General features: G+C 55.2%; 22 protein-coding genes. 12 read left to right on the plus strand and 10 right to left on the minus strand.

Annotated elements, in window-relative coordinates; all coding sequences use genetic code 11:
• Positions 1 to 98: 98 nt before the first annotated feature.
• The 7 genes from ABX962_RS00500 to ABX962_RS00530 form a co-directional block, all read right to left on the minus strand.
• Positions 99 to 1,490, minus strand: a complete 1,392-nt coding sequence (locus ABX962_RS00500) for a DUF1501 domain-containing protein (RefSeq protein WP_372715647.1) — start codon at positions 1,488 to 1,490, stop codon at positions 99 to 101.
• A 59-nt stretch (positions 1,491 to 1,549) separates the two neighbouring features.
• On the minus strand, positions 1,550 to 4,630 hold the full coding sequence (locus ABX962_RS00505; RefSeq protein WP_372715586.1) for a DUF1553 domain-containing protein: 3,081 nt from the start codon (positions 4,628 to 4,630) through the stop codon (positions 1,550 to 1,552).
• 354 nt (positions 4,631 to 4,984) lie between these two features.
• Entirely contained in the window at positions 4,985 to 5,983 is a 999-nt protein-coding gene (locus ABX962_RS00510) for a hypothetical protein (RefSeq protein ID WP_372715588.1), read from the minus strand.
• A 91-nt stretch (positions 5,984 to 6,074) separates the two neighbouring features.
• On the minus strand, positions 6,075 to 6,788 hold the full coding sequence (locus ABX962_RS00515; protein WP_372715590.1) for a hypothetical protein: 714 nt from the start codon (positions 6,786 to 6,788) through the stop codon (positions 6,075 to 6,077).
• A 45-nt stretch (positions 6,789 to 6,833) separates the two neighbouring features.
• Positions 6,834 to 7,790, minus strand: a complete 957-nt coding sequence (ylqF, locus tag ABX962_RS00520) for a ribosome biogenesis GTPase YlqF (protein WP_372715592.1) — start codon at positions 7,788 to 7,790, stop codon at positions 6,834 to 6,836.
• A gap of 41 nt (positions 7,791 to 7,831) precedes the next feature.
• Positions 7,832 to 7,954 carry a hypothetical protein gene (locus ABX962_RS00525; protein WP_372715594.1) on the minus strand — a complete coding sequence of 41 codons (123 nt, stop codon included), beginning with the start codon at positions 7,952 to 7,954 and terminating at the stop codon, positions 7,832 to 7,834.
• A gap of 190 nt (positions 7,955 to 8,144) precedes the next feature.
• Positions 8,145 to 9,149, minus strand: coding sequence for an SMP-30/gluconolactonase/LRE family protein (locus ABX962_RS00530; protein ID WP_372715596.1), 1,005 nt, complete (start codon positions 9,147 to 9,149; stop codon positions 8,145 to 8,147).
• A 133-nt stretch (positions 9,150 to 9,282) separates the two neighbouring features.
• Here ABX962_RS00530 and ABX962_RS00535 point away from each other — a divergent pair, with 133 nt between their 5' ends.
• The 10 genes from ABX962_RS00535 (at position 9,283) to ABX962_RS00580 (ending at position 19,171) form a co-directional block, all read left to right on the plus strand.
• Complete coding sequence (locus tag ABX962_RS00535; RefSeq protein WP_372715598.1) at positions 9,283 to 9,669, plus strand: group II truncated hemoglobin; 387 nt, start codon at positions 9,283 to 9,285, stop codon at positions 9,667 to 9,669.
• A gap of 252 nt (positions 9,670 to 9,921) precedes the next feature.
• The gene (locus ABX962_RS00540) at positions 9,922 to 11,661 is read left to right on the plus strand and encodes a tetratricopeptide repeat protein (protein ID WP_372715600.1); all 1,740 of its coding nucleotides are present in this window, start codon (positions 9,922 to 9,924) and stop codon (positions 11,659 to 11,661) included.
• 15 nt (positions 11,662 to 11,676) lie between these two features.
• The gene (locus tag ABX962_RS00545; protein WP_372715602.1) at positions 11,677 to 12,150 is read left to right on the plus strand and encodes a pyridoxamine 5'-phosphate oxidase family protein; all 474 of its coding nucleotides are present in this window, start codon (positions 11,677 to 11,679) and stop codon (positions 12,148 to 12,150) included.
• A complete protein-coding gene (locus tag ABX962_RS00550) occupies positions 12,143 to 12,775 on the plus strand; it encodes a TVP38/TMEM64 family protein (RefSeq protein ID WP_372715604.1) in 633 nt (210 codons plus the stop codon). The genes ABX962_RS00545 and ABX962_RS00550 overlap by 8 nt, the downstream gene beginning before the upstream one ends.
• A 68-nt stretch (positions 12,776 to 12,843) precedes the next feature.
• Positions 12,844 to 13,080 (plus strand): RNA 2'-phosphotransferase, encoded by a 237-nt coding sequence (locus tag ABX962_RS00555; protein WP_372715606.1) that lies wholly within the window; start codon positions 12,844 to 12,846, stop codon positions 13,078 to 13,080.
• Between the two features lie 76 nt (positions 13,081 to 13,156).
• Entirely contained in the window at positions 13,157 to 13,774 is a 618-nt protein-coding gene (locus ABX962_RS00560; protein WP_372715608.1) for a hypothetical protein, read from the plus strand.
• 380 nt (positions 13,775 to 14,154) lie between these two features.
• Entirely contained in the window at positions 14,155 to 15,561 is a 1,407-nt protein-coding gene (locus tag ABX962_RS00565) for an MFS transporter (RefSeq protein WP_372715610.1), read from the plus strand.
• 7 nt (positions 15,562 to 15,568) lie between these two features.
• Entirely contained in the window at positions 15,569 to 16,651 is a 1,083-nt protein-coding gene (locus ABX962_RS00570; protein ID WP_372715612.1) for a dipeptidase, read from the plus strand.
• Positions 16,652 to 16,810: 159 nt separating this feature from the next.
• Positions 16,811 to 17,323 carry a hypothetical protein gene (locus ABX962_RS00575; protein WP_372715614.1) on the plus strand — a complete coding sequence of 171 codons (513 nt, stop codon included), beginning with the start codon at positions 16,811 to 16,813 and terminating at the stop codon, positions 17,321 to 17,323.
• 216 nt (positions 17,324 to 17,539) lie between these two features.
• A complete protein-coding gene (locus tag ABX962_RS00580; protein WP_372715616.1) occupies positions 17,540 to 19,171 on the plus strand; it encodes a hypothetical protein in 1,632 nt (543 codons plus the stop codon).
• Positions 19,172 to 19,232: 61 nt separating this feature from the next.
• Here the strand turns inward: ABX962_RS00580 and ABX962_RS00585 are convergent, their stop codons facing one another.
• Complete coding sequence (locus tag ABX962_RS00585; protein ID WP_372715618.1) at positions 19,233 to 19,610, minus strand: hypothetical protein; 378 nt, start codon at positions 19,608 to 19,610, stop codon at positions 19,233 to 19,235.
• Positions 19,611 to 20,266: 656 nt separating this feature from the next.
• On the opposite strand from ABX962_RS00585, the gene mscL reads away from it, so the two are divergent.
• Positions 20,267 to 20,812 carry a large conductance mechanosensitive channel protein MscL gene (gene mscL, locus ABX962_RS00590; protein WP_372715620.1) on the plus strand — a complete coding sequence of 182 codons (546 nt, stop codon included), beginning with the start codon at positions 20,267 to 20,269 and terminating at the stop codon, positions 20,810 to 20,812.
• A gap of 189 nt (positions 20,813 to 21,001) precedes the next feature.
• Here mscL and ABX962_RS00595 read toward each other — a convergent pair whose 3' ends face one another.
• Both ABX962_RS00595 and ABX962_RS00600 read right to left on the minus strand, forming a co-directional pair.
• Positions 21,002 to 21,787 carry a DNA polymerase beta superfamily protein gene (locus tag ABX962_RS00595; protein WP_372715622.1) on the minus strand — a complete coding sequence of 262 codons (786 nt, stop codon included), beginning with the start codon at positions 21,785 to 21,787 and terminating at the stop codon, positions 21,002 to 21,004.
• A gap of 125 nt (positions 21,788 to 21,912) precedes the next feature.
• Positions 21,913 to 22,857 (minus strand): DNA polymerase beta superfamily protein, encoded by a 945-nt coding sequence (locus ABX962_RS00600; RefSeq protein WP_372715624.1) that lies wholly within the window; start codon positions 22,855 to 22,857, stop codon positions 21,913 to 21,915.
• Between the two features lie 53 nt (positions 22,858 to 22,910).
• Between ABX962_RS00600 and ABX962_RS00605 the strand changes: the two genes are divergently transcribed.
• On the plus strand, positions 22,911 to 23,846 hold the full coding sequence (locus tag ABX962_RS00605; protein WP_372715626.1) for an isoprenylcysteine carboxylmethyltransferase family protein: 936 nt from the start codon (positions 22,911 to 22,913) through the stop codon (positions 23,844 to 23,846).
• Positions 23,847 to 23,971: the final 125 nt, after the last annotated feature.

Consider the following 23,971-nt stretch of genomic DNA (forward strand, 5'->3'; position numbering starts at 1 on the left):
CCATACAATTGGGAGGTGGGGAGAGGCAGGTTTTGGATCCGATACGGATCGCCTCCCAATTGTAATGTGAAACCACGCCGGTCGTGCACCCAAGCGTTTTAAGCGATAACGTCGTGGATCACATGGCCTTTGACATCGGTCAATCGCATGTCGCGACCGCCAAAACGGAAAGTACTGCGAGTGTGATCGACTCCCATCAGATGCAACATCGTGGCATGCAGATCATGAATCTCGGCTCGGTTCTCGATCGCCTTGTATCCCCATTCGTCCGTCGCCCCGTAGACGATGCCCGGTTTCACTCCGCCTCCGGCCATCCAAACAGTGAAGCCAAATTGATTGTGATCTCGACCATTTGCACCTTGTGCAAACGGGGTTCGTCCGAATTCACCCGCCCACACCACCAACGTTTCATCGAGCATCCCACGCTGGCGAAGGTCTTTTAACAAAGCGGCGATTGGTTGGTCGACGGCGCGAGCATTGTTTTCGTGCCCCGCCTTCAAGTTCGAGTGCTGGTCCCAGCGATCGCCTCCGACTTTGGGGCAAGTCAACTCGATAAATCGCACCCCACTTTCGATCATACGTCGAGCGATCAAACACTGAGCCGCATAGGTTCGCGTTGGCTCGTATTCCGATTCCATTCCGTACATCTGCTGGATCCAAGCCGGTTCGTCCTTTAGCGACATCACCTCGGGTACGGCCATCTGCATCGCATAAGCGAGTTCATAGTTTTGAATCGCCGATTCGAGACTGTCATGCTGCCCAAAATTCTGCTTGGCAAAGCCGTCCAATTGGCGAACGAAGTCTAATTTGTCACGCTGTCGTTTGTCGCTCGGTTCGGTGCGAAGGATGTTCGCCACGCCCGAGCCCGATGGTTTGAACACCGACCCTTGGTAGGTGGCGGGTAGAAATCCGCTACCAAAACAATCGAGTCCGCCGGGCGGAATCAGCCCACCATTAATGACCACAAATCCGGGCAAATTCTGGGACTCGCTGCCCAATCCATAATTCACCCAAGCGCCCATGCTCGGTCGCCCCTGCAACCCGCTGCCGGTATGCAGAAAGTAATTTGCAAACGTGTGCTCAGGAAACTCCGATACCATCGACCGCATCACGGCCAACTCGTCGACACACGTTGCCACGTGAGGAAACAAGTCGCTGACCGGGGTACCAGATTCGCCGTACTGCTTGAACTTCCACGGGCTCGCCAACACGTTGCCGTTGTTATTGAACTGAGTCGGCTCGACGCTAAACAGTTTGCCGGGATCTTGCCCATCGTATTTGTCTAGCATTGGCTTCGGATCGAAGGTATCGATCTGCGAAGGGCCGCCGTCCATGTACAAGAAGATCACATTTTTGGCACGAACTTGATGATGCGGACCGTGTGAAGCGAAGCCGAGATCGGGTGAGGTTCCGCGGACGGCAAACGCGTTGTCTTGCCCAAGTGCCGCGAGAGCCAGGGCAGCAAAACCGCTGCCGCACCGCGTCAACATCTCGCGTCGCGAAGTGGGGCCCGATCGATAACGTTCGCAGGGATAGGTGAAATGATGTGTCATCGCAGGAAAATAAACTCCTTGATATTGATCAGTGCGTGAGCAAAATCGGCCCACGCATCCAATTCGGAATCACCGTGATCGGCCGCCAAATAGGCTTGGGCCACCGCGATCTCTTGTGAAGACGGCTGTCGTGCAAATGCGGATTCGTACATCCAGTTGATACGGTCACGCGAATCCGAAAAATCTCCGATCACCCTCTCGGCCCACTGTCGGGCTTGCTGCACGACAAAGGGATCGTTCATCAGAATCAACGATTGCGCAGGCACATTGGACACGTTTCGGCGTCCCATCGTGCTAAAGGGAACCGGCGTGTCAAAGGTCAGCATGAAAGGTGAAAGGAAGTTTCGACGCACCGCGATATAGATCGACCGCCGTCCATCGCCGTCGATCGGCCCGTTGACATTTGGCCGTCCTCGACCATCCATGAACGACGTCAATTGAATGGGAACCGGTTCGCCATACATCGTCTTGTCCAATCGCCCAGACAACGCCAACAACGTGTCACGGATCGCTTCTCCCTCGAGCCGCTTGGGCGGGCGATGGTGCCACAACAAGTTTTTCGGATCAGCCTCGGCGGCGACCGGACTGACTCGGCTGGACATTTGATACGTCCGTGACAACACGATGTAACGGATCATTCGCTTGATGCTTTGGCCCGCGTCATGAAAACGAGTCGCCAAATGATCAAGAAGTTCAGGGTGAGTGGGTCTTTGCCCAAGCACACCAAAGTCGTCGGTGGTCGGCACAATGCCGCGCCCCATCAAGTAATGCCAAATGCGATTGACGATCACTCGCGAGGTCAGCGGGTTATTCGGATCGTTGATCTGTTGCGCCAATTCGAGTCGTCCGCTGCCCGATTTGATTTCCATGGGGTGATTCCCCGCCAATGCCGTCAAAAAATGACGCGGCTCGATATCGCCGGGTTTGGACGCATTGCCGCGAATGAAAATCTCGGCATTTTCACCGCTGCCGTCCATCATTGCCATTGCGGTATGTGACGGTTTCATGATTTGCGACCGCAGCAGCTCGCGTTCGTCCGCCCATGCGATCGCAATTTGTTGCAATTGTTCGGCAAGCTCTTGTTTCGCCCCCAAGCCGGCATCCGTAGCCCCATCGCCAGCGATTTCGAACTCGCTTGCGTTATCCACATTTCGAAACGCGGATGCCGCGTTTTGTTTGGCCTGTTTGATTTGCTCGGCGGATCCTTGGATAACCCACTGTACTTCGAGCTGTTGGTCGATTTTAGGTGTGAATTCCAGATGCAATCGATGCCCGAGGTAGCGCCCCAGATTCAATTCCACGGACGTTGCATTTTTGGGAATCGCTTGCACCGTTTCGCCATGCAGTGGCCCCGCGATCAACCGATGCGAATCGACGCACACCACGACGTGCCCTTCGCCGCGAACCTTGCAAACGACTCGTTCCCCAGTCAACTCAAACGTCGGGGTTCGCAGCGTTCGGCCGCTACGAGGCAGATTCTTCAGCTTGCTGCGATTCTGCATTCCGGTTTCTCGCAGTGATTGCAGCCCATTCCACAGCGGATCGCTAATGGCCGATCCATGGGATGCCACTCGGATCGTTGGCTCGGCTTCGCTGACATCCACATAAGCATCGCCGGCGCGTCGTGGAGAATCGCCGAAAATAAAACCGTCCTGCATAAACTGCTCAGGAGGCAACGTCTGGTAATCCATCACAAGCAGCTCGGTGATCGCCGCTGGCAACGCGACGGGCTCAGGCAGCTTGCCGCCATGTTGACGGACCAACCCGATGACTCGTTGGCGATAGGCTTCGTCGACTTTGGCAAGCCGCTCGGCCACACGACGGTTGTGTTCCAACGACTCAAAACGCACCTGCCGATAATCACTGCTCTGCAGAAATCCCGTCAACGAGTAATAGTCGGCTGTCGAAATCGCGTCGAATTTGTGATCGTGGCAGCGTGCACAAGAAACGGTCACGCCCAAAAACGTTTTTGACATCACGTCGACCATGTTGTCAAAGCGATCCGCTTCGTCTTTGCGGATATCGACCGGCGAATGCACCCATTCGCCAAGGAACCAGAAACCGGTCCCCAGGATCGATTCGTTGTAACCGTCATCGGGATTCAACCGCGGCTGCCGTAACAGGTCGCCGGCGATATGTTCGCGGACAAGTTGATCGTACGGCACATCCGCGTTGAACGCGCGAATGACGTAGTCGCGATACTGGAACGCATTCAACGCATCATCGTCGAATTCGTGTCCTCGTGATTCGGCGTACCGCACCAAGTCCAACCAATGCCGCCCCCAACGCTCGCCAAACTCAGGCGATTCCAAAAGATCGTCGACCAAGCGTGAGACTGCGTCCGGGGAAGGGTCATTAAGAAATTGGGCGGTCTGCTCAGGCGTGGGCGGCAATCCAATCAAGTCAAAGCACAAACGTCGCAAGATCGCCGCTCGTTCGGCATCCTCGGCCGGCTGCAAATCGTTCTGTTCAAGTTGCGACAGAATAAAATGATCGAGCTCTGCTTTGGGCCACGCTCGGTCTTGGACCGCCGGCAGCGGTGGCGATTGCACAGGCTGCCAAACCCAGTGATCTTTTTTACGCTGCTGCAAATCGAAAGCGGGTGCCGCCGCCGACTCGGGGGCCTCTTCGAGAGGCCAAGGAGCGCCGAGTTGGATCCATTTTTCAAACGTCGCGATCTGTTCGTCGCTAAGTTTTCCCTTGGGCGGCATCTCGTACGATTCGTAACGAACCGCTTCCATGAACAGACTGGCCTCGGGATCGCCAGGTTCGACCGATGCACCGGAGTCACCCCCTTCGATCAATCCCGCTCGCGTATCAACTCGCAATCCCGCTTGCAGCTTCTCAGCCGACGCGCTGTGACACGAGTAACAATGCTCGGCCAACAACGGGCGAACCTCTTTCTCGAAGAACTCTAAATGTTCCGCAGAGGGTTCAGATTGTTCGGTTGCCGGTTCCGCTGCCTGAGCAGAGGTCGCAGTGACACCTAGCAACCCGACGACCAGAATCAAACGAGCGGTGAAAACCAACATTTGCATCGGCGATGGTCCAAGGCGGCAAAGGGGTGCAGACAACATGGATAAACTCATGTCAAATGAATCGCGTCATGGGTGGGCGGGACTGGATACGGCGGGACCTTTAAGAAGGCAGGACACCTATTATGGCGTAAAAACGGCTTGTGTCGAGGACAATTTGCGTCAACCCTTTAACGATTTGCGACACCGCCGACTAAGCCACAGTAGACAGCGGATGCGGTGAAAATTCTCTCGTAGCTAGCTTCGCCAGAAGGTGGTGATCCGCAATTGCACGGTAACCATCCACGCCTGCCCACGCCCTGGCGAGCGTCGCTACAACACGCAAATGCGTGGACGAAACGCCTTTGGGAACGCCTCCACAATCCCCCCGCCGACAACAGCAGGTAGGCCCCCCGCTTAAAACAACTGATAGGCTTTGGCATCGAGCGTTTTCGCGAGCACCGGATCGTTGGCCCTCGTTAGCAGGTCGTAGTAGGCGTAGGGGTATTTGAAAACATGACCGATACCGAGCGACTTGTCTCCTCGCTGTTGCCAATAGCGAGCCTGGTTGGGTCGCAGATTGCTAAGTTTATGATCGGCAATTTTACGGCTGGTCGAATCGGGACCTTGCCGAGTCACGGTCACGTATTTTCGAAACGCGACACGGCAGCTCTCGGCCCACTCGGCGTCGCCCATCGCAGCCATCTCGACGAGCGATTGGCCGAACGTCAACATGTGTCCGGCGAAGCCTTGTCCAAAACCGACAAAGCGATCGATGGCGTCACTTGCTTCCTGCAACACAAATTTTGAGGCGGCGACCGAATCGGTGAACGGGGGTGGATCGATATCCTCGTCGGGTTCGACATCTCGCCACGGTTTGAACGCGCGAATCAGATTGCAGACGCCTTCGACTCGCTGAGGTGTCGCCGCTTCGGGCAGCATACGAAACGCCTTGATCGCATGCATTGCAAAAATCGCATCGTGGCCCACCTCGCGCAGCACCCCGCTGTTTTCGGCAAGTGCCTTGCCTACTTGCTCGGCCGCGTCAGCCACAGGATCGCCTTCCGGGAACGGCTCGCACAACTTTGTTGGCGCCCAATTCCGATCAAACAACTGGACAATCCGAGTGGCGGCCGCGTCATCGAGATCATTGTCAACACACATCATGTGAGCCGAGATCATCGCAGCCCCTCGATGTCCGTCGGCAAAATAATTCATCTCGGGCGCTCGCGCCAACGCGTTCAGCCCCAACAAAATCAACCGTTTCTGCTGCAGACTCGGCTCTTCGGCAAACGAAGTCGCCGCCGCCGGAATCAGACATCCGCCTAGAAACGCGGCGCTGCCAATCGTAAATTGGCGACGATCCAACATGGGGTTGACCGGCGACTTCATCGACGGGTTGGTCTGCGGGTTCATCGGATCGGACTCTTGATTCGAATACAGCGGGAGATCAAAGGCAACCGATTCATTTTACGCCAGCGAAACGTAGGATGTTGACGATTGCGATTTACTTGGCGCGTTTCATCAACAATTGGTGAGGGATCGCCATCAAGTCCACGGCGATGTCGGCGATGATCGTTCGCCCCTTGGTTAACCACGCCGAGGCAAATGCCCACACCGCGATCCATTCCATCCAAAACAAAAAGTTGTATTCGTTTAACGTCCGCTTCCATTCGGGTGAGATCAGAAACAGATAGCCGCCCATTGCCGCCATACTCAGCAAAATCACCACGCCGCTGGCCCGGTAAACAAAATTCCGTTCGGTTTCATGCGGTTCCATTTCGCGGTTGTTTGCTTTGGAGCTCGGAAAATGAAACAGCGAATAAGTGGCAAGCGTCAAAAAGAATACCCCGCCGCTGATCGAGTGCAGGTAACCGATCAACGACTTTTGATACAGCGGATCACTGTTCGGGTCCAAGGGAAACAACGCCACACCCAATGCGGAAACGCAGCCTAGATTTGCAGTCCAGCTCTCGATCCGGTCATACCCCCGATAGCAGAATAAAAAGATCCCGATCGAACACATCGTGCCCACGAAAATGTCACGCAGCCCGGTGTGATAATAGCTGCTGATGTTGTCCTGGAAATCGATTCCAAACAACAGCCAACCGACGGGCCCAAGTACGATTGGCAACAAGAATCCGCTAACGCCAATCGCGCGTCGAATGCCCATATAGGAAAGAACGAGGGCGTTTGTCTTGTCAGAAAGATTGGGAATCATGTTGGGTGCGTTGAAAAAAGCGAGCCACTCAGTTCATTGAAGAGGTCAGTTCATCTCGCGAGATTTGCGTTGAGCTCGCTGCTTGTCGCGAAATCGCTTTTTACGCTTCGCATCTTTTTCTTTGGACGCTTCTTCCTTTTCGGCAATCACCTTTGCCGTTTGCAGCTGCTCGCGTCGCATTAAATCAGGCGTCTCGAAGGTTAACCGTCCAAGTTCACCGCCACGAATATCGTTCACCAAAATCCGCGAGGCCCGATCAATGTCGACAAGATTGCTTTTACCAAGACAACCTCGTCGGCGGCCGATCGCTTCGATCAGCTCTAAATCAGTGCCAGGCACTGAAGTTAAATCGTACCGCTGCATCAACCGTTCGGGATAATTCGCCGCCAAGTAGCGAGCCCCAAAGAAACCGATGTCGGCGTAATCCATTGCAGTATCTTTGATGGAACCGACCAAGCCCAGCCGGTAGCCGCTGTTCACATTATGCACGTTCGGCCACAGCACGCCGGGCGTATCCAACAGTGCGACGCTGTCGCCAATGTTGACCCGTTGTTGCTGCTGAGTGACCGCAGGCGTGTTCCCCGTTTTGGCGATTTTTCGGTTCGCCAAAAAATTGATGATCGTTGATTTACCGACATTGGGAATGCCAACGATCATCGCGGTGATCGTCATGCCCGCGCGATGCGGCGCCATTTTAGCAACGATGTGTTTCAAACGCCGAATCGTTGGCACGTCTTCGGTCGTGACCGCGTGGGCGCGGACACCCACCGATTCCTCGAAATGCGAAATCCAGACCTCGGTCATCGCGTCGTCGGCAAGGTCGCTCTTGGCCAGCACCTTCAAACAAGGTTTGTCGCCCCGCAGTTCGGCCAGCATCGGGTTCTCGCTCGAGTACGGAATCCGCGCATCGAGCACCTCGATGACCACGTCCACTTTGGGGAGCACCGATTGAATTTCGAGCCGGGCTTTGTGCATATGGCCCGGAAACCACTGGATGGACATGAGAGAATCGTCACTAACAAGGAAAATGGGTGGGTAGGCTTCTAGCCTGTCATCGGCAACCGCCCGCGTAGCGAAAACAAGCCAAGCGATTCGGCCGCAACGTTTTTGGCCTGCCCGTTTTTGGCCTGCGTCATTTCATCCCGCAACATTTCGGCCAACATCAAGGGGGGGACCGAAAGTCTTGGCGACTTTCGCTACGGGCAGACTTTCGCTACGGGCAGACGGGCGCACGCAAGACAGCAAGTCTATCTCACAGTGTCACCGGTGGCGATCATCCTGGTAACCCCCTCTTGGCAGTGTTCCCGCCGTTCTGCGGGTTTTCCCGCGTCTAAGTCGATGGCATAGGCCGCGAGACTACTGGCCGCTGAACAGTTGATAGCCGTCGACGGCGGTGCGAACGCTCCACAACGTCCCTCCTGCGGTCACGAACAACGTCTTGCCGTCGTCGCCTCCAAATGCGCAATTAGTGGTTTCGTCACGGGGAATTGCCAGAAAATCGATCTGCTTGCCCTCAGGCGAAAAGACGTAAATGCCTGCGGTCGGACCATCCGCCGTTTGAGCCGGCGGGCGTGATTTGTTCAGTCCGGCAGCCACGTACAGCCGGCCTTGCTGGTCCAACTTCATCCCATCGGGACCTCGCGTCGTCCCCCAATCATGGATCAATGTTTGGGTTTCCAAATCGGGTGTCCCGTCAGCGTTCAGATTGAACCGCCACAACTTGCGTGCCCCCCCGAGTTCGTTGTTGTTGTCAGCCACATACAGAAACCGATCATCGGACGTCACAATCAGCCCATTGGGGCGATCGACTTCGTGCGTGATAATACGAGTCACACTGCCATCGGGATCAATGCGGTACACCCCTTCGACTTTGCATCCCTGATCGTCCAACATCTCCATCCCACTGCGATCCCCGTATTGCGGATCGGTAAAGTAGATCCGGTTCTTCGAGTCGATCGTCAAGTCATTGGGCTGATTGAATCGACTTCCCTCGTAGGAATCAGTCAGCACATTCAGCGATCCATCGGCTTCGATTCGCTCGACCCGGCGACGTTTGTTGTCGCAAATCAGCAACCGGCCTTGGCGATCGAACAGCAAACCGTTGGATCCGGCGTCGGCTCGAAATACCGACGTCTTGCCCGCGAGATCACGGCGATTGATGTTCCCTTCGCCGCTGGTCAACAATCCTAGTTGTGGATGCCAAACCGGGCCTTCGCCTGCACCATGGTCTTGCAACATGACCGGCTTACCGACAAACACCGAATCGTCTGCGGCAACGGCCGATGAAAACAATAATCCAGCAAGAAGCGAGAACAGCAGAATCGAGAACGGGGGAAGTTTTTCGAGGCAGCGGGCAGGCATGGATTTCAGTTCCATTGGCGAGTGGGGAGGTGGATGTCATGATTCACCGTCGTTGATAACAATGCAAGCCAAAACGATGACGAAGCAACCAAAATGAATCAACATTGCCGTCTAGTGAGGACGAACCGACACGATGGATGAAGACACAATTTACAGCATGTTAGGCGGCGAATCGGCGGTTCGCGGACTGGTCGACCGTTTCTATGATCTGATGTCCGAATTGCCGGCGGCACGTCCAATACGTGACATGCACCCAGACGACCTAACCGAGTCACGTGACAAATTGTTCAAATTCCTGTCGGGGTTTTGGGGTGGGCCATCGTTGTATATCCAGCAATACGGACATCCGATGCTGCGAGCGAGACACCTGCCGTTTCGAATCGGCGACAGCGAACGCGATCAATGGATGATGTGCATGACCCAAGCGATCGACGAACGTGTCGAGAACAAACCGCTTGCCGATCACTTGAAAATGACATTTCAACGCACCGCCGACCACATGCGAAACCAACACGAATAGGCTTCCACCTGTGTGGAATTGGCTTAGCCTGTCAGCGGTTTTCTGTTCTAAAATCGCGAGTCTTTGCGGCTTTCGCACCGCCCAACTTGCCGACGCGATCGCGCACCGACAACCGTCCGGAACGCCTGTCCACCTTTGAGTTTGCGCACCACCTCAGACCGCACCCCCACCCTCCATTGATGGGGGGCGATGCAGTTCTAGAATGAAAGAAAGGGCCCGATCACGCATCTTTTTTTTGAGGAGGACGGAACGATGTTTCGCACTTACTTACTAAGCCTATTGCCGGCGGTATTTTTTGCTGGCGCAATCGGTCTTGCCAACGACGCGAATCCAGAGAATCCATCCTCATCGCCCGGTTCGATCAGCGACCAGACACCGTCTGGGGCCCAGGCCCCGTTGTTGGTTGGCGTCACCGTCCATCCGCGCGAAATTAGTACCGATTCGGCGGAGGCCCAGCGATACTTTGACCAAGGATTAAATCTCACCTATGCGTTCAACCATGACGAGGCGATTCGCTCTTTCCGCGAGGCCGCCCGTCACGATCCCCAATGTGCGATGGCGTGGTGGGGAATTGCACTTTGCAATGGACCTCACATCAACAATCCTCCGATGGACAAACCGCATTCAATCGCCGCGTGGCAGGCGTTGGAAAAAGCGCAAGCCAACAGCAAACTAGGCACGCCGGTCGAACGTGCCCTGATCGATGCATTGGCGCGACGCTATCGCGGTAATGTTGATGAAAACATCGCAGAACGAGAAACGCTGAACAAGGACTACGCCGATGCCATGCAGCGAGTCCACCAGCAATTTCCGGACGAACATGATGTGTCGGTACTGTATGCCGAATCCTTGATGAATCTACGCCCATGGGACTTGTGGTCCGACGAGGGCGAAGCACGACCGGAAACGCATCTGGTTTTGCAGTTGCTTGAAAACGTGATGACCGCCGTCCCGAATCACCCCGGCGCGAACCATTTGTACATTCACGCGGTGGAAGCATCGCCACACCCCGAACGCGCCACTGCGGCAGCCGATCGCCTGCGTACCCTGATGCCTGGTTCGGGGCACATGATTCACATGCCCGCTCATATCGACGTACGGACGGGCAAATGGGCTCAAGCGGCCGAGCAAAACGAGATGTCGATGAAGGTTGACCGAGTGTATCGCCAAGTTTCGCCGCACCAGAATTTCTATTCGATCTACATGCTGCACAATCCGCACTTCCTGTCGTTCGTTTGCATGATGCAGGGACGCCAAGACCGTGCGATCGAAGCAGCACAACAAATGCTTGCGTCTGTTCCCGCAGAGTTCCTCAATCAGTCGCCTGAGTTGGCGGATCCATTTATGTCGATCCAGTACCAAGTGATGGTCCGGTTCGGCCAATGGGACCAATTGCTCGCGCTGCCTGCGCCAAGTGATCAATTGCCGATCACGACAGCGATGTGGCGTTTTGCTCGAGCAACCGCCTTGGCGGCCAAACAGGATTTCGCAGCGGCCGAACACGAACAAACGCTTTTCCGCGAGGCCGTCGCCAAGGTGGATCGCGATGCAAAAGGAGCGATCAACAAAGCTCACGACATTCTAAAAGTCGGCGAGCATACATTGGCGGGTGAAATTGCGTTCCAAAAAGGGGATATCGATACCGCTATATCGGAGCTAAAAAAGGGTGTCGCTGCTGAAACGGACCTTATTTACATGGAACCGCCCGAGTGGATTCAGCCGGTCCGTCATTCACTCGGCGCCGTCTTGGTTGCTGCCCAGCGATGGGACGAAGCCGAACAGGTTTACCGCAAAGACCTTTCGCTGTGGCCTGAAAATGGTTGGTCGCTGTACGGGTTGTCGCAATGCTTGAAAGCGAAAGGCGACGAAGCGGCCGCCAAAGAGATCGAGGAACGATTCCGTGTCGCGTGGAGCGATGCCGACATCCGCATCGGAGCAACTTGCTTGTGCGTGCCGGATGCAAAATCAGGGTCGCAAAACTCAAAACAATGAAAAGGAAATTTGGGAATGAGTAAACCCCACCCGAAACCGATTCCCGCAGGCGAAGTCCGCGGACTTGCCTTGGATGTGATCAAACAGGATCGCTTTCCCTACCTGGCAACCATTGACGGCGATCAACCGCGGCTGCGACCGGTGTCGCCGGTTCGCACCGATGGTTTCACCGTCTATGTGGCCAATTTGCGTGGCTACCACAAAACAGAAGAGATTGCTGCGAATCCGAATGTGGAACTCTGCTATCTCAGCGACACGCATGATCAAGTCCGAATCACCGGCGTTGCCACGATCGTAGATGACCGATCGACCTTGGAATCAATCTGGAACGACAATCCGCTGCTGCGGCAATATCTCGGCAGCATCGACAATCCCGATCTGATCATCTATCGCGTCGATCCCAATCAGGTCCGATTCATGCGTGAATGGGCGATCGAGTATCACGAGGTCGAACTTCTCACCAACGCGAGTCCGGCAGCCGATGCGTGAACTGTTTCGCACGCTGCCGCTGATGTGTGTCGTCCTGCTCGTTCCGGTGCTGCCGTTCCTGTTTTTCGGAGGTCGATTGGAAGATTGGTTACGTGGCGTGGCAGAGGATCCGCCGTCGGTGTCCGCCACAGCGACGCTGATCATCGGGCTGTTGGCCACCGATATCCTACTGCCGATTCCCTCAAGCGTCGTCAGCACGCTGAGCGGTTGGCAACTCGGGTGGTGGCGTGGAACGATCGCGACGTGGATCGGCATGAATCTGGGTGCCATCATTGGATTCGCCTTGGCGCGGCGATGGGGACAGCCCTTTGCGCTGTGGTTCAGCAGCGGTGAGGATCTACAGCGAATGCAGATGATCAGCGATCGATACGGCCCCTATGTCTTGGTCATCACGCGTGCGGTGCCGGTGTTTGCCGAAGCGAGCGTGTTGATTGCCGGCATCCACCAACTGTCGTGGCGACGTTTTCTGCCGGCCGTGGTATTCAGCAATCTCGGCATCGCGATCGCGTACTCGGTTTTTGGCGATTTTGCCGAACGGCATCAATGGCTGCCACTTGCGTTAGGGGTATCGGTCGCCGTCCCCGTGCTCGTTGCCGCAGCGGCAAAACGGTACCTCCCCCAATGAGACATCGATGGCCCCAATGAGACATTGATGGCATAGACGGACACGATTCTTCGGTTAAACTTTCGTCGATGAATAAACGACTTACCAAAATCAGTAAATATCTAAGCTTCGTGCTGAAGCATCACCCCGAGGCAATCGGCATCCGTCTCGATCCGTACGGCTACGCGAGCGTCGAAGAGCTAGTAAAAAATGCAAACGCCAGCGGCAAATCGATCACGACCGAATTGGTCTACCAAGTCGTCGCCGAGAGCGAAGAACAGCGATTCAGTTTGAGCGACGATCGGCTTCGCATTCGCGCGACTTGACACCGTTTTCCGAGCCCTCTTTCGAAGCCTTTCTCGAGTCCGTCTGCCGCAGCCCCCCCAACCCGACAACGCGCCTGTGACGCTCGAACGTATCGCCATCCCCAAATCGATCAAGGCGAATCCGCTAACGCCACGCGAGATTGATTTGATCGACCAAGTCAACGACCGCATCGAAGCGTTCATGCTGGGCGATTCCGCCGTGATCGAGACCTTTGTGCCTTGCGATTTCCAATGGCTGGCTCAATGTTTGGATTGGATTGATCAGCAACGCTTGGCAATGGGCAGACGGTTTTGCGAACTCGGAAGCGGGTTTGGCGTTGCCGCGATGTTGGCTGCCCTGCGAGGGAAGACCGCCGTCGGCATCGAAATCGAAGCGGCGTTGGTGGACCAGTCCAATCGACTTGCGAAGGACCTCGGGATTGCCGCTCGGTTTTACTGCGGCACCTTCGTGCCAAGTGCGATGGCGGGATCATTGGCGTCGTCACGCGAAGTCGATCATATTGCAACCGGCGGCGATGACGTCTACGACGCCACCGGGATCGCGTTCGACGCGTTCGATCTGTTCTTTGCCTTTCCATGGCCAGGCGAACACGAGTTCTATGAATCGTTGGTCGACACCGCCGCCGCACCGGGCGCGTTGTTGTTGACCTACAACGAACGTGCAGGCATGAAGTTGTTTCGCAAGACTTATTGAGCCGCGACGCGTCAGCGGCCGGGTACCACGCACGCCCCGGTGCCTTACGGCTCACCTTTGCGTTTTGTTGGCCGGCAACCATCCACGCTCTGGCGAGCGTAGCTACAAAACGCAAATGCCGGAATTTGCCGACTCTAAACGCTTCACAGCGTTGGGCATTGGCGTTAGCTACCGTTCGGTTGTTCAACCAAAGCGCCTCCTCAAAAACGCCGCATCGGAATCGGACTACGCCGTGTTGGATTTAACGACGTGCCGATCCTGCGTCCCCACTGCGGCTTGAGATCCGTTATGCTGGGGACACTCCCGCCCCAAACGCCCCGCCACTGAATCGACTTTGTTCGCGTTTGCCCCGCTAACAAACGACGTTGAGAACCCCGCCTATGACTGCTCCACAAGCTTCGCTGCGTCGTGGCGATCCCGAATCGCAGCACACCGCCAGCACCGTTCGCATGCGAGTTGTCGCGGTCAGCGTGCTGATGGCGTTTATGCTGTATCTGGACCGCGTCTGCCTGGGCGAGATCGTCAAAAGCAACTCCTTCTTGGGCGATTTTCCTGACGCGAGTAAAGAAGAGATTGGCGAGGTGCTCGGCGCATTCTTTTTTGCCTACGCCCTTTTCCAAGTCCCTTCGGGATGGGCCAGCGACCGGTTTGGCGGCCGGGTAATGCTGACGTTCTATATACTTGCATGGTCGCTGTTGACCGGATTGTCAGGAATGGCAGGCACGCTTGGCGGGCTATTGATGGCCCGACTCGCCTTTGGCGTCGTCCAAGCCGGTGCGTATCCGACCAGCAGTGGAGTGATTCGCAGCTGGTTCCATTTTCGCAATCGAGCGATGGCCAGCTCATTTGTGTCGATTGGCGGCCGTTTGGGCGGAACACTCGCCCCGTTCCTGACCACGCTGTTGATTCTGCAGCTCAGTAGTTGGCGTTATGTGCTATACCTGTACAGCATCGTAGGGATTGTTGCCGCAGCGGCCTATTGGATCATCGTTCGCAACCGCCCCGAGGATCACCCGCGAGTCAACGCAAACGAAATCGAATTGATCGGCAAACTCGACGCTGCCGAACCCAAGACCGATGCACGCGACATTTTGCCCATGCTAGGGGCGATCATCCAAAGCCGTTCACTTTGGCTGAATTCGCTTGCTCAATTTTGTCTTGTGTTTGGCTGGGCATTTTTGATCACGTGGCTGCCCACCTATTTAAAAGAAGAAAAAGGCGTCGAATCGTTCTTGGGGTCATTGATGGTGACGGGGGTGCTTGCGATCGCGATTCCGGGACAATTGATCGGAGGCTGGCTCGGCAATCGGGCAGTCCGTTCACTCGGGCATCGCTGGGGACGCATCGCCCCGCTAAGTGCGACCTGCTTTCTAGCCGCACTTGCCTACGTTGGATGCTCGAGCTTTGATTCGGTTTGGATGATCGTCGCCTGCTGTGCGATGGTCTCGCTGATGACCGACATTGGAAACCCAACGGTGTGGGCATTCATGCAAGACGTCGGCGGACGCAACACGGCCGCCGTCTTTGGCTGGGGAAACATGTGGGGCAACTTTGGTGCCGCCGCCAGCGCGATCGCGGTGCCACGCTTGATGACCATGGGCCGCTCGATCGAGGGAGTTTCAAGCGACGGGCAATCACTCGTCTTCCTGACTTGCGCAGGCATGTACATGATGGCGGGACTCGCCATCCTTGGAACCGACGCAACCCGATTGATTCGCCAACCCACGACGCCCCAACCCACGACACAACCGCCCTCGACACAACCGCCCTCGACGACTCTGGAATAAACTCAGCATGAAAATGATCTTCGACGCGCATCTGGACCTCAGCCTGAACGCTCTGGAATGGAACCGCGATCTGCGGCAACCGGTCTCCAAAATCCGCGAAACCGAGCGACCGCTTCTGGCGCGTTTAAATGGCCAAGCCGCTGGCACGGTTTCGTTACCCGAGATGCGTCGCGGAGGCATTGGGTTGTGTGTGGCGACTCAGATCGGAGGCTGTATGAAACCCCGGTCGTATGTTGCCAATTGGGAATCGCCATCGCAGGCATGGGCGATGACGCAGGGACAATTGGCCTGGTATCGCGAGATGGAACGACTCGGTGAAATGGTACAAATCACCGATCGCGATGGCCTCGAAACTCATCTACTTCGCTGGGCGGATCCCGTTGCCGCAGCCGAGCGAAACGAACCGATTGGCTACGTCTTGAGTCTGGAAGGATCCGATTCCATCGTAACGCTCGATCATCTGCAGCGTGCTTGGCAATACGGACTGCGTGCACTCGGTCCCGCGCACTATGGCATCGGACGCTACGCGATGGGGCATGACGTGCAGGGTGAATTTCCACCCAGTGGAATTGAATTGATACGCGCGATGGATCAGCTTGGCATGATCCTAGACGTGACGCATTTAAACGAGCCCTGTTTTTGGCAGGCGATCGAGATCTATGAAGGCCCGGTGTGGGCAAGCCATCAAAATTGCCGCGCAATCGTGGACGATGTTCGGCAATTCAGTGACGAACAAATCAAAGCGATCATTGATCGCGATGGAGTGCTCGGCGCCGCCTTTGACGTCTGGATGGTCGTGCCGGGATTTGTTCGTGGTCAATCAACCCCCGAATCCATCGGAGTTACGATGCGGCACATCGCCGACCACATCGATCACATTTGCCAGTTGGCGGGAAATACGAAGCATTGCGGAATCGGCAGCGATTTGGACGGTGCCTTTGGCCGCGAGCAATCCCCTAGCGATCTGGATACGATTGCGGATCTGCAGTCGCTCGACTCGATTCTCAGCGACCGCGGCTACAGCGACGATGATGTGTCCGCCATCTTTCATGGCAATTTCCTGCGGGTGCTGCGACGTGCTTTTGCCTGAACACAGGGGTGTCGCCAGGTAAATAGTTGCAAAACGACGTTTTCGAGTTCGTTGCTGCGTCTCTCGTTCCGCGGTATCTTAACAGGTAGGTCCAAGAGGATTGACAAAGCCAACGTTTGTCCTCGAACCCCATGCAGCCTTATCTCTACTCGGAATTCCATGATGCGCAACGTCATTTACGCTGTTACCTTGTTCGTCTTAGCTGCATCGCTGGGCTGTGTCCCCTCGACGTCGACGTCCGACTCGGCGGGCTCGTCGACGCCAGGCGTGACGGCCGAAGAGGCGACTCCACGCGAAACCGTTGGCAAGACAACTCAAAACGTGTTGGATTTGGAACAAGCGTTTCGCGACGGAGCGGAGTTAGCAAGCACGAAAATCGAATCCAAAAACCCATTGATGATCAATGCGGATGCCTACCGAACCTCGGTCGGTAAGATTGGGGGCATGGGTGTGGAGCACGCGATTCAACTTCGCAATGCGCAAAGCATCCAAGATCCCAAACCGCTGACGCATGAAGTGTTCATGGCCGAGATCATCAAGAAGGATCAGCCTGATGGCATCCGTTTGCCGATGCTGCCGTATTACCAAGAATACGCGTGGGACCAAAAGAATCAGAAATTGGTCGTGGTCGATTTTCCAGCCAGAAAAGCCGAACGCGAGAAGCAACGTTAACAGCGTGCCAGTCAGCTAGGTTGCATAGTACATCCAAGGAAAGAGGTCGTCGTTATGTGAGCCGACGGCGCTGGTCGAGTGGCATCTACTTTGGGTAGCACTCGCGGCGCGAGCCGTCCGGATACGCCCAACCCTAATTTTCTAGCGTTGACAAAGCACGAACGCACTTTGACAAGTGACTGGGATTTAATCCGTAGCTGTGTGGGAGAAATGGCAATGAGTGAAGAAAACCAACCTGCTGCGGTCGCCGTGCTTGATGCGGACGGCTGCCATTTCATCCGCTCTCTCGACCCCGACACCGCGTTGACGTTGTTCGCGGTCGCGTCGGAGGATCCGTACTGCTGGGACGAGATGGTCGACTACTGGCCGCGGTACCGAACACCAGTCGTTTGCGAATTCCTGAGTGGTTTGCCCATCGAAACGGTCGATCAAACATCGATGATGCAAATGATTCGGCAAACCGACGCATGGATGGTACTGGATCTGATTCAAAAGCGGTTAATCACCGGTCGCGGCGTTCCCCAAACGGGTCGCGACGAAGCGTTTTCGATGGTCGAGGACGACACTGACGATGCCCCATCCTTTCCGCTCAGTATTCATTTGCCGCCGTGGTGGGAACTGCACGAACAGGTCGACACGGCCCTGATTGACGCCACTCGCGAAACTCCGATCAATAAACCCCACGTCGACCGAGACGTGCTGTACGGCGATCCGCTTCTCGAGGACATTGCCTCGCGGGCGCTGGACACGGTTCGCAGCGAAGCGTGGTTAACCAGCAATGCGGCTCACAACCCACGAAGTCGCTATCCGTTTACGATTGCGGTCCATCGCGATTGGCTGATGACACCCCGTGACGATCTCGGCGGCCGGATACCCCGCCAATTGCTGCACGGGGCTCACGGCTGGATCGGTCTTCTGGTTTGGGCACAACAGCTTCGACTGCATGAGCGGGGTCCGGTCGTGGCGGCACCAGACCATGTGTTCGGCTATGAAACCGCGCCGATGGGCGACGAAGAAATGGTCGTTTATTTTGACCTTTGCCGCGAACTCGTCGACGCAGCGTGGGATTGGTGCACAAGCGAACGAGGGATCCACGCCATCCAATACGATCCCGAATGCCATTTGCTATTGGTTCAGTGGCTGCGTGAGGTGAAACAGCAATGGCTTGACGCTCCGTTTGAAGGCGGCTCGCCACCAAGCTTTATTATTGAGTGCAGCCGACGCCGAGTGCCTCGCGGTGTCGGAGTTCCCATTGCAGGTATGACGCGACAGGAAGAGAAGGATTCGCACGTGGCCGATTGTGATTGCCCGATTTGCAGCATGATGGCCGATGGAGTCTTCGGTCTCGGCGTTGTTGGTCTTGATGGACACCAGCTCGAAACCGACAACGAATTCGCATTTTCGATGCTGGAAACACGCGAAGAGTGGGAAGAGGAACAACGTAGTTACGCAGAATTCGACAAAGAATTTGAGCGTGAAACCACGGGACATGTCGAAGACGACAACGGCAAATTGGACGAATTCGAATCAGTATGGTCTGGAAACGTAACGGAGCAGCCGATCCCCGGCGATCCTCATGGGCAACTGAAAATGGCTTTCTTGCTATCGGAAATCATTTCGGAAATGGACTCGCTGCAGACAGCCGAGGACGAGATTCCGATTCTGAACGAACGGTTTCGCGACTACCGCAACTGCGATGTTGACCAGCTCGCAGCGTCTGCGGAACGCTTGAAACAACACTTACAATACCTCGCAAATCAACACCCGGAACTCACAGGAAAGTCAGCCGACTTTCAAAGCCGCATTGATGAACAGCTCCGGCAACGAGACTCTGACGCATCCCATTGATCTACCCTCACAGAATCATTCGCGAGGCGACCGATCGATCGCATGACACGATTGAACTTGGTTAGGCATACGTCAAATAGGCAAGCAATCCAAGTTGAAACAATGTGATGCCTGATGTGACGCAGTGCCAGCTATGAAACCGACTGCGAAAGAGTTGCACCAATACGCCGAGCACCGTCAGCGTTCCCAGTGATTTCCCGATCACAAAGTAACTGAAAAACGTCGGTTCCATTTTTAGCAAGGCAAGGCAAACCGGATTCTTCTCCATCTCGAAGATCGTTTCCGAGTGCACAAACACGAGTAACATGTCGTAGCATGAAATCAGACCAATCACCGTGCAGCAAACCGTGAAATACATGGAACGAAACCATGCAGGTAGCGTGGGCCACCCTTTGGAAAGTCCGACATATTCAAATGAGGGTAAGACGTTCGACATCATGTCTCTCTCCATTTAGTTGAAGTGAAAACGTGGCGAGGCATTGGACTAGCGACACCTAACAAAAGGAGCGAAGTCCTTCAATTGTTTGGGGGGAGTACGCACATGCCGTGCCACTCCTACTCGAAGGAGGTGAGTGACCCCTTAACGTCGGCAAGCGGTAATCATCGACAACATTCATTTCTGGGAAGCGTAATGGTGCCTCAAAGTGTTTCTTCCACTGCTGCAGAAACTGGCAATCGGCGAAGTCTGCGACCAGCCACAGTGCTAGCCAACTAGCGTAAAACGAAAGAAAACGCGGCATTTGTCAGGAAAGCAAACGAGCTGCTCAAAAGACGGGCACTCACCAGCATCGACCAAAGAGCCATCAAATTTAGTCCGAGACAATTAGCGTCATGAGGATGCGGTAAAGGTTTGATAGCGAGGGGGCAAATCGTCGCCCAAGTCGCATCCGCCTTCCCAACGAGCTCGTTGCAAAAGTGGGGATCTAGACTGAGTCACAATGCGGCCGAAAACGTATGGCGAGTTTCGCTACGAGTTGATTGGTAAGGGACGTCTTGCACGCGACGACAGACTGGAAGTCTATCCCACATTCGGAACGTGATATGCTGGTGCATCCACGTCGCACCTGCTTTTCTATCACACTCCTCTTGATGGCAATGACCTATCTCATGAGCATCCTGGCTGATTTCAAAAAGTTCGCATTGCGTGGCAATATGATTGATCTGGCGATCGGCTTCACCGTCGGTGCCGCCTTCACCACCGTGGTCAAATCGTTGGTCAACGACATCATCATGCCGCCCATTGGATGGATTACCGGGAACGCCGATTTTTCTGACTTGTTTTGGGTCCTGCATGTTCCCGAAACGGCAACAGTTCCCGAAGCCGGTTTTAAAACATTGGAGGCAGCTCAGGAGGCTGGCGCCGTCACCATCAACTACGGCATGTTTCTGAACACGTGCTTTTCGCTTGTGATTGTTGCGTTTGCGATGTTTCTGATCATCCGCGCTGTCAATCGTGTGGACGAAGAACTCGATGAACGCTTTGGTGAACCCAAGCCATCGGAGGAACCGTCCGACAAGAAGTGTGATTTCTGTCGTTCGACGATTCCGTTTCGTGCGATCCGATGTCCTCAATGCACCTCGGAACTAAAGGTCCCAACCGTCAGCGAGACAGGTAAACCCGCCGAGCGACCGGCCACGTAACAGCAGTTGGCCGATTGAACTGCGCATCCAAAAATGACAACAAGCCCAGAGTTCTAGCGTTCCAACGCTAGCCCCGGTTTGATAGTGATGAAACCGTGGCTAGCGCCAAAACGGTTAACCAAATCAGCAGTCTCCGTTGGGAGGGTGAAGCAAGTCACTACGCGATCAATCAAACAAAATGCAATTGGCTCATTCGGGCGCAAACACGTGCGAGTTCATTCGCAAACGCACCAACAAGTCGCTTAGCGCATCGCGTGCCGTTGGCAACTCGGGTAGCCGTGAGCGTTCATACTCGGTTTCCAGCTCCCCGGTCAGTCGTTGGTATTCGGATTCGTAGAACTCCAAATCGGCCAATGCAAGTGTTGCCTTTTCAGGACCTTGCAACTTTTGACGCATCAAGTCGTCAAGGTACGAAAGCTTCGCATCGTCGTTCAACGTTCCCAAATTAGCTTCGATTCTGCCGGTTCGCATCAAGTGGATGCCGGTCAACAGCACTCGAAACACATACAGCAGCGGTTTGACTCGCTGCGGTGAATCCTTGTGAAACAACCGCCACTGCGTTGCCGCGAAACCGAGATAATGATGCGAATGATGCCGTGTAATGCAATCGGCTGCAATCGCTTTCAATTCTTCGTGCTCGGGCGTCGTCGACACCACCAGCGGTGAAAAGATTTGTTCCAGCACATAGCCATTGCGGCGCAGCATCAGCTTGAAAAATTTAGCGGCATCATGCGTTACCAAGTCAATTTCCAATCCATCGTACACACCCTCTTTCTCGACCGTCTCTCTTCCCACGCCTAAACCGAGCACGGTCGGCAGCGGCAGCACGTGCACGCCACGAAGATCGAAGTCGGAATCGGGAGACGGAAAACCATACAGATGCGCTCCACTGATCGTGGCAAACACCAACGGAAACGGATGCATCCGCACATGCTTCATCATCTGATCCTGTGGGATAGGCATCCTGCCTGTCATCGGAGTCCCTTCCCCTGGGCTGTTTTCCCGAATCCTATTTTCCCTCTCATCGGTCATCTCAATCCTCCGGTACCCGTCTTCGATTCACGCAATCTTTCCTACACAGCTTTTCTGCCACCGCTCGATCACGGCAACTCATTTTCCAAGGCCCGTCGACGTGCATCGACAAGAAACGCGTTGGCGCGTTCGTAATCCGGCCGATCAGGCAATTTCGTTGACTTAAACGCCGATTCAAATTCCGTTTGCAATTCCTGACGCCATCGATCCGCATCCGCAAACGACATTTCGCCTCGTTTGATTCTCAATAGCGACTCGCGATGCTCGCCCACCTCGACTCGCACCACCCCTTCGCGAAGCACGAACGTTCCCGACATCAGCAATCGCACCAAATGCATCACGTGCTTCCATTTCACACGTCCTTGGTTGCGGATATCGGTCTGCATTTTTTTGAACTGTGACGCGACATAGCCCGAATACGTCTGGAAAACTAATTTCGACAGAAACGCGTCTCGCATCTCAAGCAGTTCACGTCCCAGCGGCGTCACCGAATCGACGATGGGCGAATAGAGACACTCAAGCACGTTGGGGTTCGCCTTGAGTGCCAAGATGATGAACTTCTGCAGCTCCCAATAAACCTCTTGTGTCTCGTCGTTCTCCAGTTGCTCGGGCACGCCATAGAGCGACCATTGCAATTCCGCCGGCGGCAAATAGATACCACGGCGATCAGTGTCCGAGGCGTGATCGTCGAGTCCGTAGGCTCGCGACCCGATCACACAGCGATAGATCACTCGGTCGTACAGTCCCGCACTCATCAGCGGCGACGTATCGGTCCGAATCGATTGACTCTTGTACTCTGACAATCGAACCATTTGGTCGTGATGAATCGGAGCCTCGAAACCGTCCGCAAATTTCACTCGGTACGCATGAGTGCGGTCGATGGGACAGCGAACGATCACGCCGACCGCACCTGCGGGATGCGCCACGCGGTCGTTTGCGGTCATCACGTCCTTTTGAGCGACCACCTGAGTGCCAGCGGAATAGATCAACGTACCAGTTCGTTTGCGGTTCACTTGAAAAGATCTTCGGTGATTTTGTCTAAGAAAATTCGGTTATGCTCGTTGCGATGAATGCCAAGCAAATTGTCACGAGCTATTTGATTATCCAAGCGGTCGCCACGGCGGCTTGGTGGGGGTTGTTATGGTTTGTGCCCAGCAGCGTGGGTTGGTTTCAACCTGAATCGTGGCCACGACAATCGCTGCTGGGGTTTTGGCTCGCTGATTCGTTGTTGCTGGTCGCCGGATCGATCGTGACTGCGATTGCCGTAGTGAGCGAAAAAACGTGGGCATCGATTGCGATTTGGTCGCTCGCCGCGGCCGTCTGGTACCCGACATTCTACTGCATCGGGGTCAGCATCATCACGGACGAAGCCTGGATCGCCGCCTCGCTGATGGTCTCGATCGCAGGTCTGACGTTGGCGATGGCCACCATTCATGGCACCCCACACCAATCCCCCGCCGCGATTCGAGCGACACCGATGAGCAAGACATCGGCGATCGTATGGACGTTCACTCAAACCGCGATCTTTTGGGGTGTGTTTCTGTGGATTCTGCCGATGGGAATTATCGAATTCCAAACGCGAACCGGTTGGCCGTTTCTCGCACCCCGGTTTGATCACGCTGGGCAGACCGCCGCAGCCATTGCGTTGTTCGCTGCCGCTTCGATGTTGGGACTGTGGAGCGGATGGACGATGGCGACGTACGGCGATGGCACACCGCTGCCCACGGCGACGGCGGTGAAATTGGTGGTTTCAGGACCGTACCGCTTTGTTCGTAATCCGATGGCGGTCGCGGGAATCGTGCAAGGAATCGCCGTGGGATGGTACTGGGGAAGCGTTGCCGTGGTTGCTTATGCGATCGCAGGAGGCTTCGTTTGGCATGGCTTCGTTCGTCCGGTCGAAGAAGCTGATCTGAGCCGGCGGTTCGGCGAAAGCTACTGGCACTACAAACAACACGTCATGCTGTGGATACCGCGAAAATTTCCGCCGCGGATCGAAAGCTAATAAATCGGTTATCGATAAGTTTTCGATTAACTTAGGTGATCACGCAGGTTCCAGCTAAACTACGAGATGCAATCCTCCCTTTGTCGAGGAGCGTTCGACAACAATTACGGCTCCTCTGACGACCC

This window comes from Novipirellula sp. (assembly GCF_041583735.1).
Taxonomy (GTDB): domain Bacteria; phylum Planctomycetota; class Planctomycetia; order Pirellulales; family Pirellulaceae; genus Novipirellula.

Coding starts and splice junctions, on each gene's coding strand:
- ABX962_RS00515 (WP_372715590.1), bottom strand. CDS start 6,788: ATGATTCCCAATCTTTCTGACAAGACAAACGCCCTCGTTCTTTCCTAT.
- ABX962_RS00545 (WP_372715602.1), top strand. CDS start 11,677: ATGAGTAAACCCCACCCGAAACCGATTCCCGCAGGCGAAGTCCGCGGA.
- ABX962_RS00575 (WP_372715614.1), top strand. CDS start 16,811: ATGATGCGCAACGTCATTTACGCTGTTACCTTGTTCGTCTTAGCTGCA.
- ylqF (WP_372715592.1), bottom strand. CDS start 7,790: ATGTCCATCCAGTGGTTTCCGGGCCATATGCACAAAGCCCGGCTCGAA.
- ABX962_RS00570 (WP_372715612.1), top strand. CDS start 15,569: ATGAAAATGATCTTCGACGCGCATCTGGACCTCAGCCTGAACGCTCTG.
- ABX962_RS00565 (WP_372715610.1), top strand. CDS start 14,155: ATGACTGCTCCACAAGCTTCGCTGCGTCGTGGCGATCCCGAATCGCAG.
- ABX962_RS00595 (WP_372715622.1), bottom strand. CDS start 21,787: ATGACAGGCAGGATGCCTATCCCACAGGATCAGATGATGAAGCATGTG.
- ABX962_RS00585 (WP_372715618.1), bottom strand. CDS start 19,610: ATGATGTCGAACGTCTTACCCTCATTTGAATATGTCGGACTTTCCAAA.
- ABX962_RS00605 (WP_372715626.1), top strand. CDS start 22,911: ATGAATGCCAAGCAAATTGTCACGAGCTATTTGATTATCCAAGCGGTC.
- ABX962_RS00550 (WP_372715604.1), top strand. CDS start 12,143: ATGCGTGAACTGTTTCGCACGCTGCCGCTGATGTGTGTCGTCCTGCTC.
- ABX962_RS00555 (WP_372715606.1), top strand. CDS start 12,844: ATGAATAAACGACTTACCAAAATCAGTAAATATCTAAGCTTCGTGCTG.
- ABX962_RS00580 (WP_372715616.1), top strand. CDS start 17,540: ATGAGTGAAGAAAACCAACCTGCTGCGGTCGCCGTGCTTGATGCGGAC.
- ABX962_RS00505 (WP_372715586.1), bottom strand. CDS start 4,630: ATGTTGTCTGCACCCCTTTGCCGCCTTGGACCATCGCCGATGCAAATG.
- ABX962_RS00510 (WP_372715588.1), bottom strand. CDS start 5,983: ATGAACCCGCAGACCAACCCGTCGATGAAGTCGCCGGTCAACCCCATG.
- ABX962_RS00540 (WP_372715600.1), top strand. CDS start 9,922: ATGTTTCGCACTTACTTACTAAGCCTATTGCCGGCGGTATTTTTTGCT.
- ABX962_RS00530 (WP_372715596.1), bottom strand. CDS start 9,149: ATGCCTGCCCGCTGCCTCGAAAAACTTCCCCCGTTCTCGATTCTGCTG.
- ABX962_RS00500 (WP_372715647.1), bottom strand. CDS start 1,490: ATGTTGACGCGGTGCGGCAGCGGTTTTGCTGCCCTGGCTCTCGCGGCA.
- mscL (WP_372715620.1), top strand. CDS start 20,267: ATGACCTATCTCATGAGCATCCTGGCTGATTTCAAAAAGTTCGCATTG.
- ABX962_RS00535 (WP_372715598.1), top strand. CDS start 9,283: ATGGATGAAGACACAATTTACAGCATGTTAGGCGGCGAATCGGCGGTT.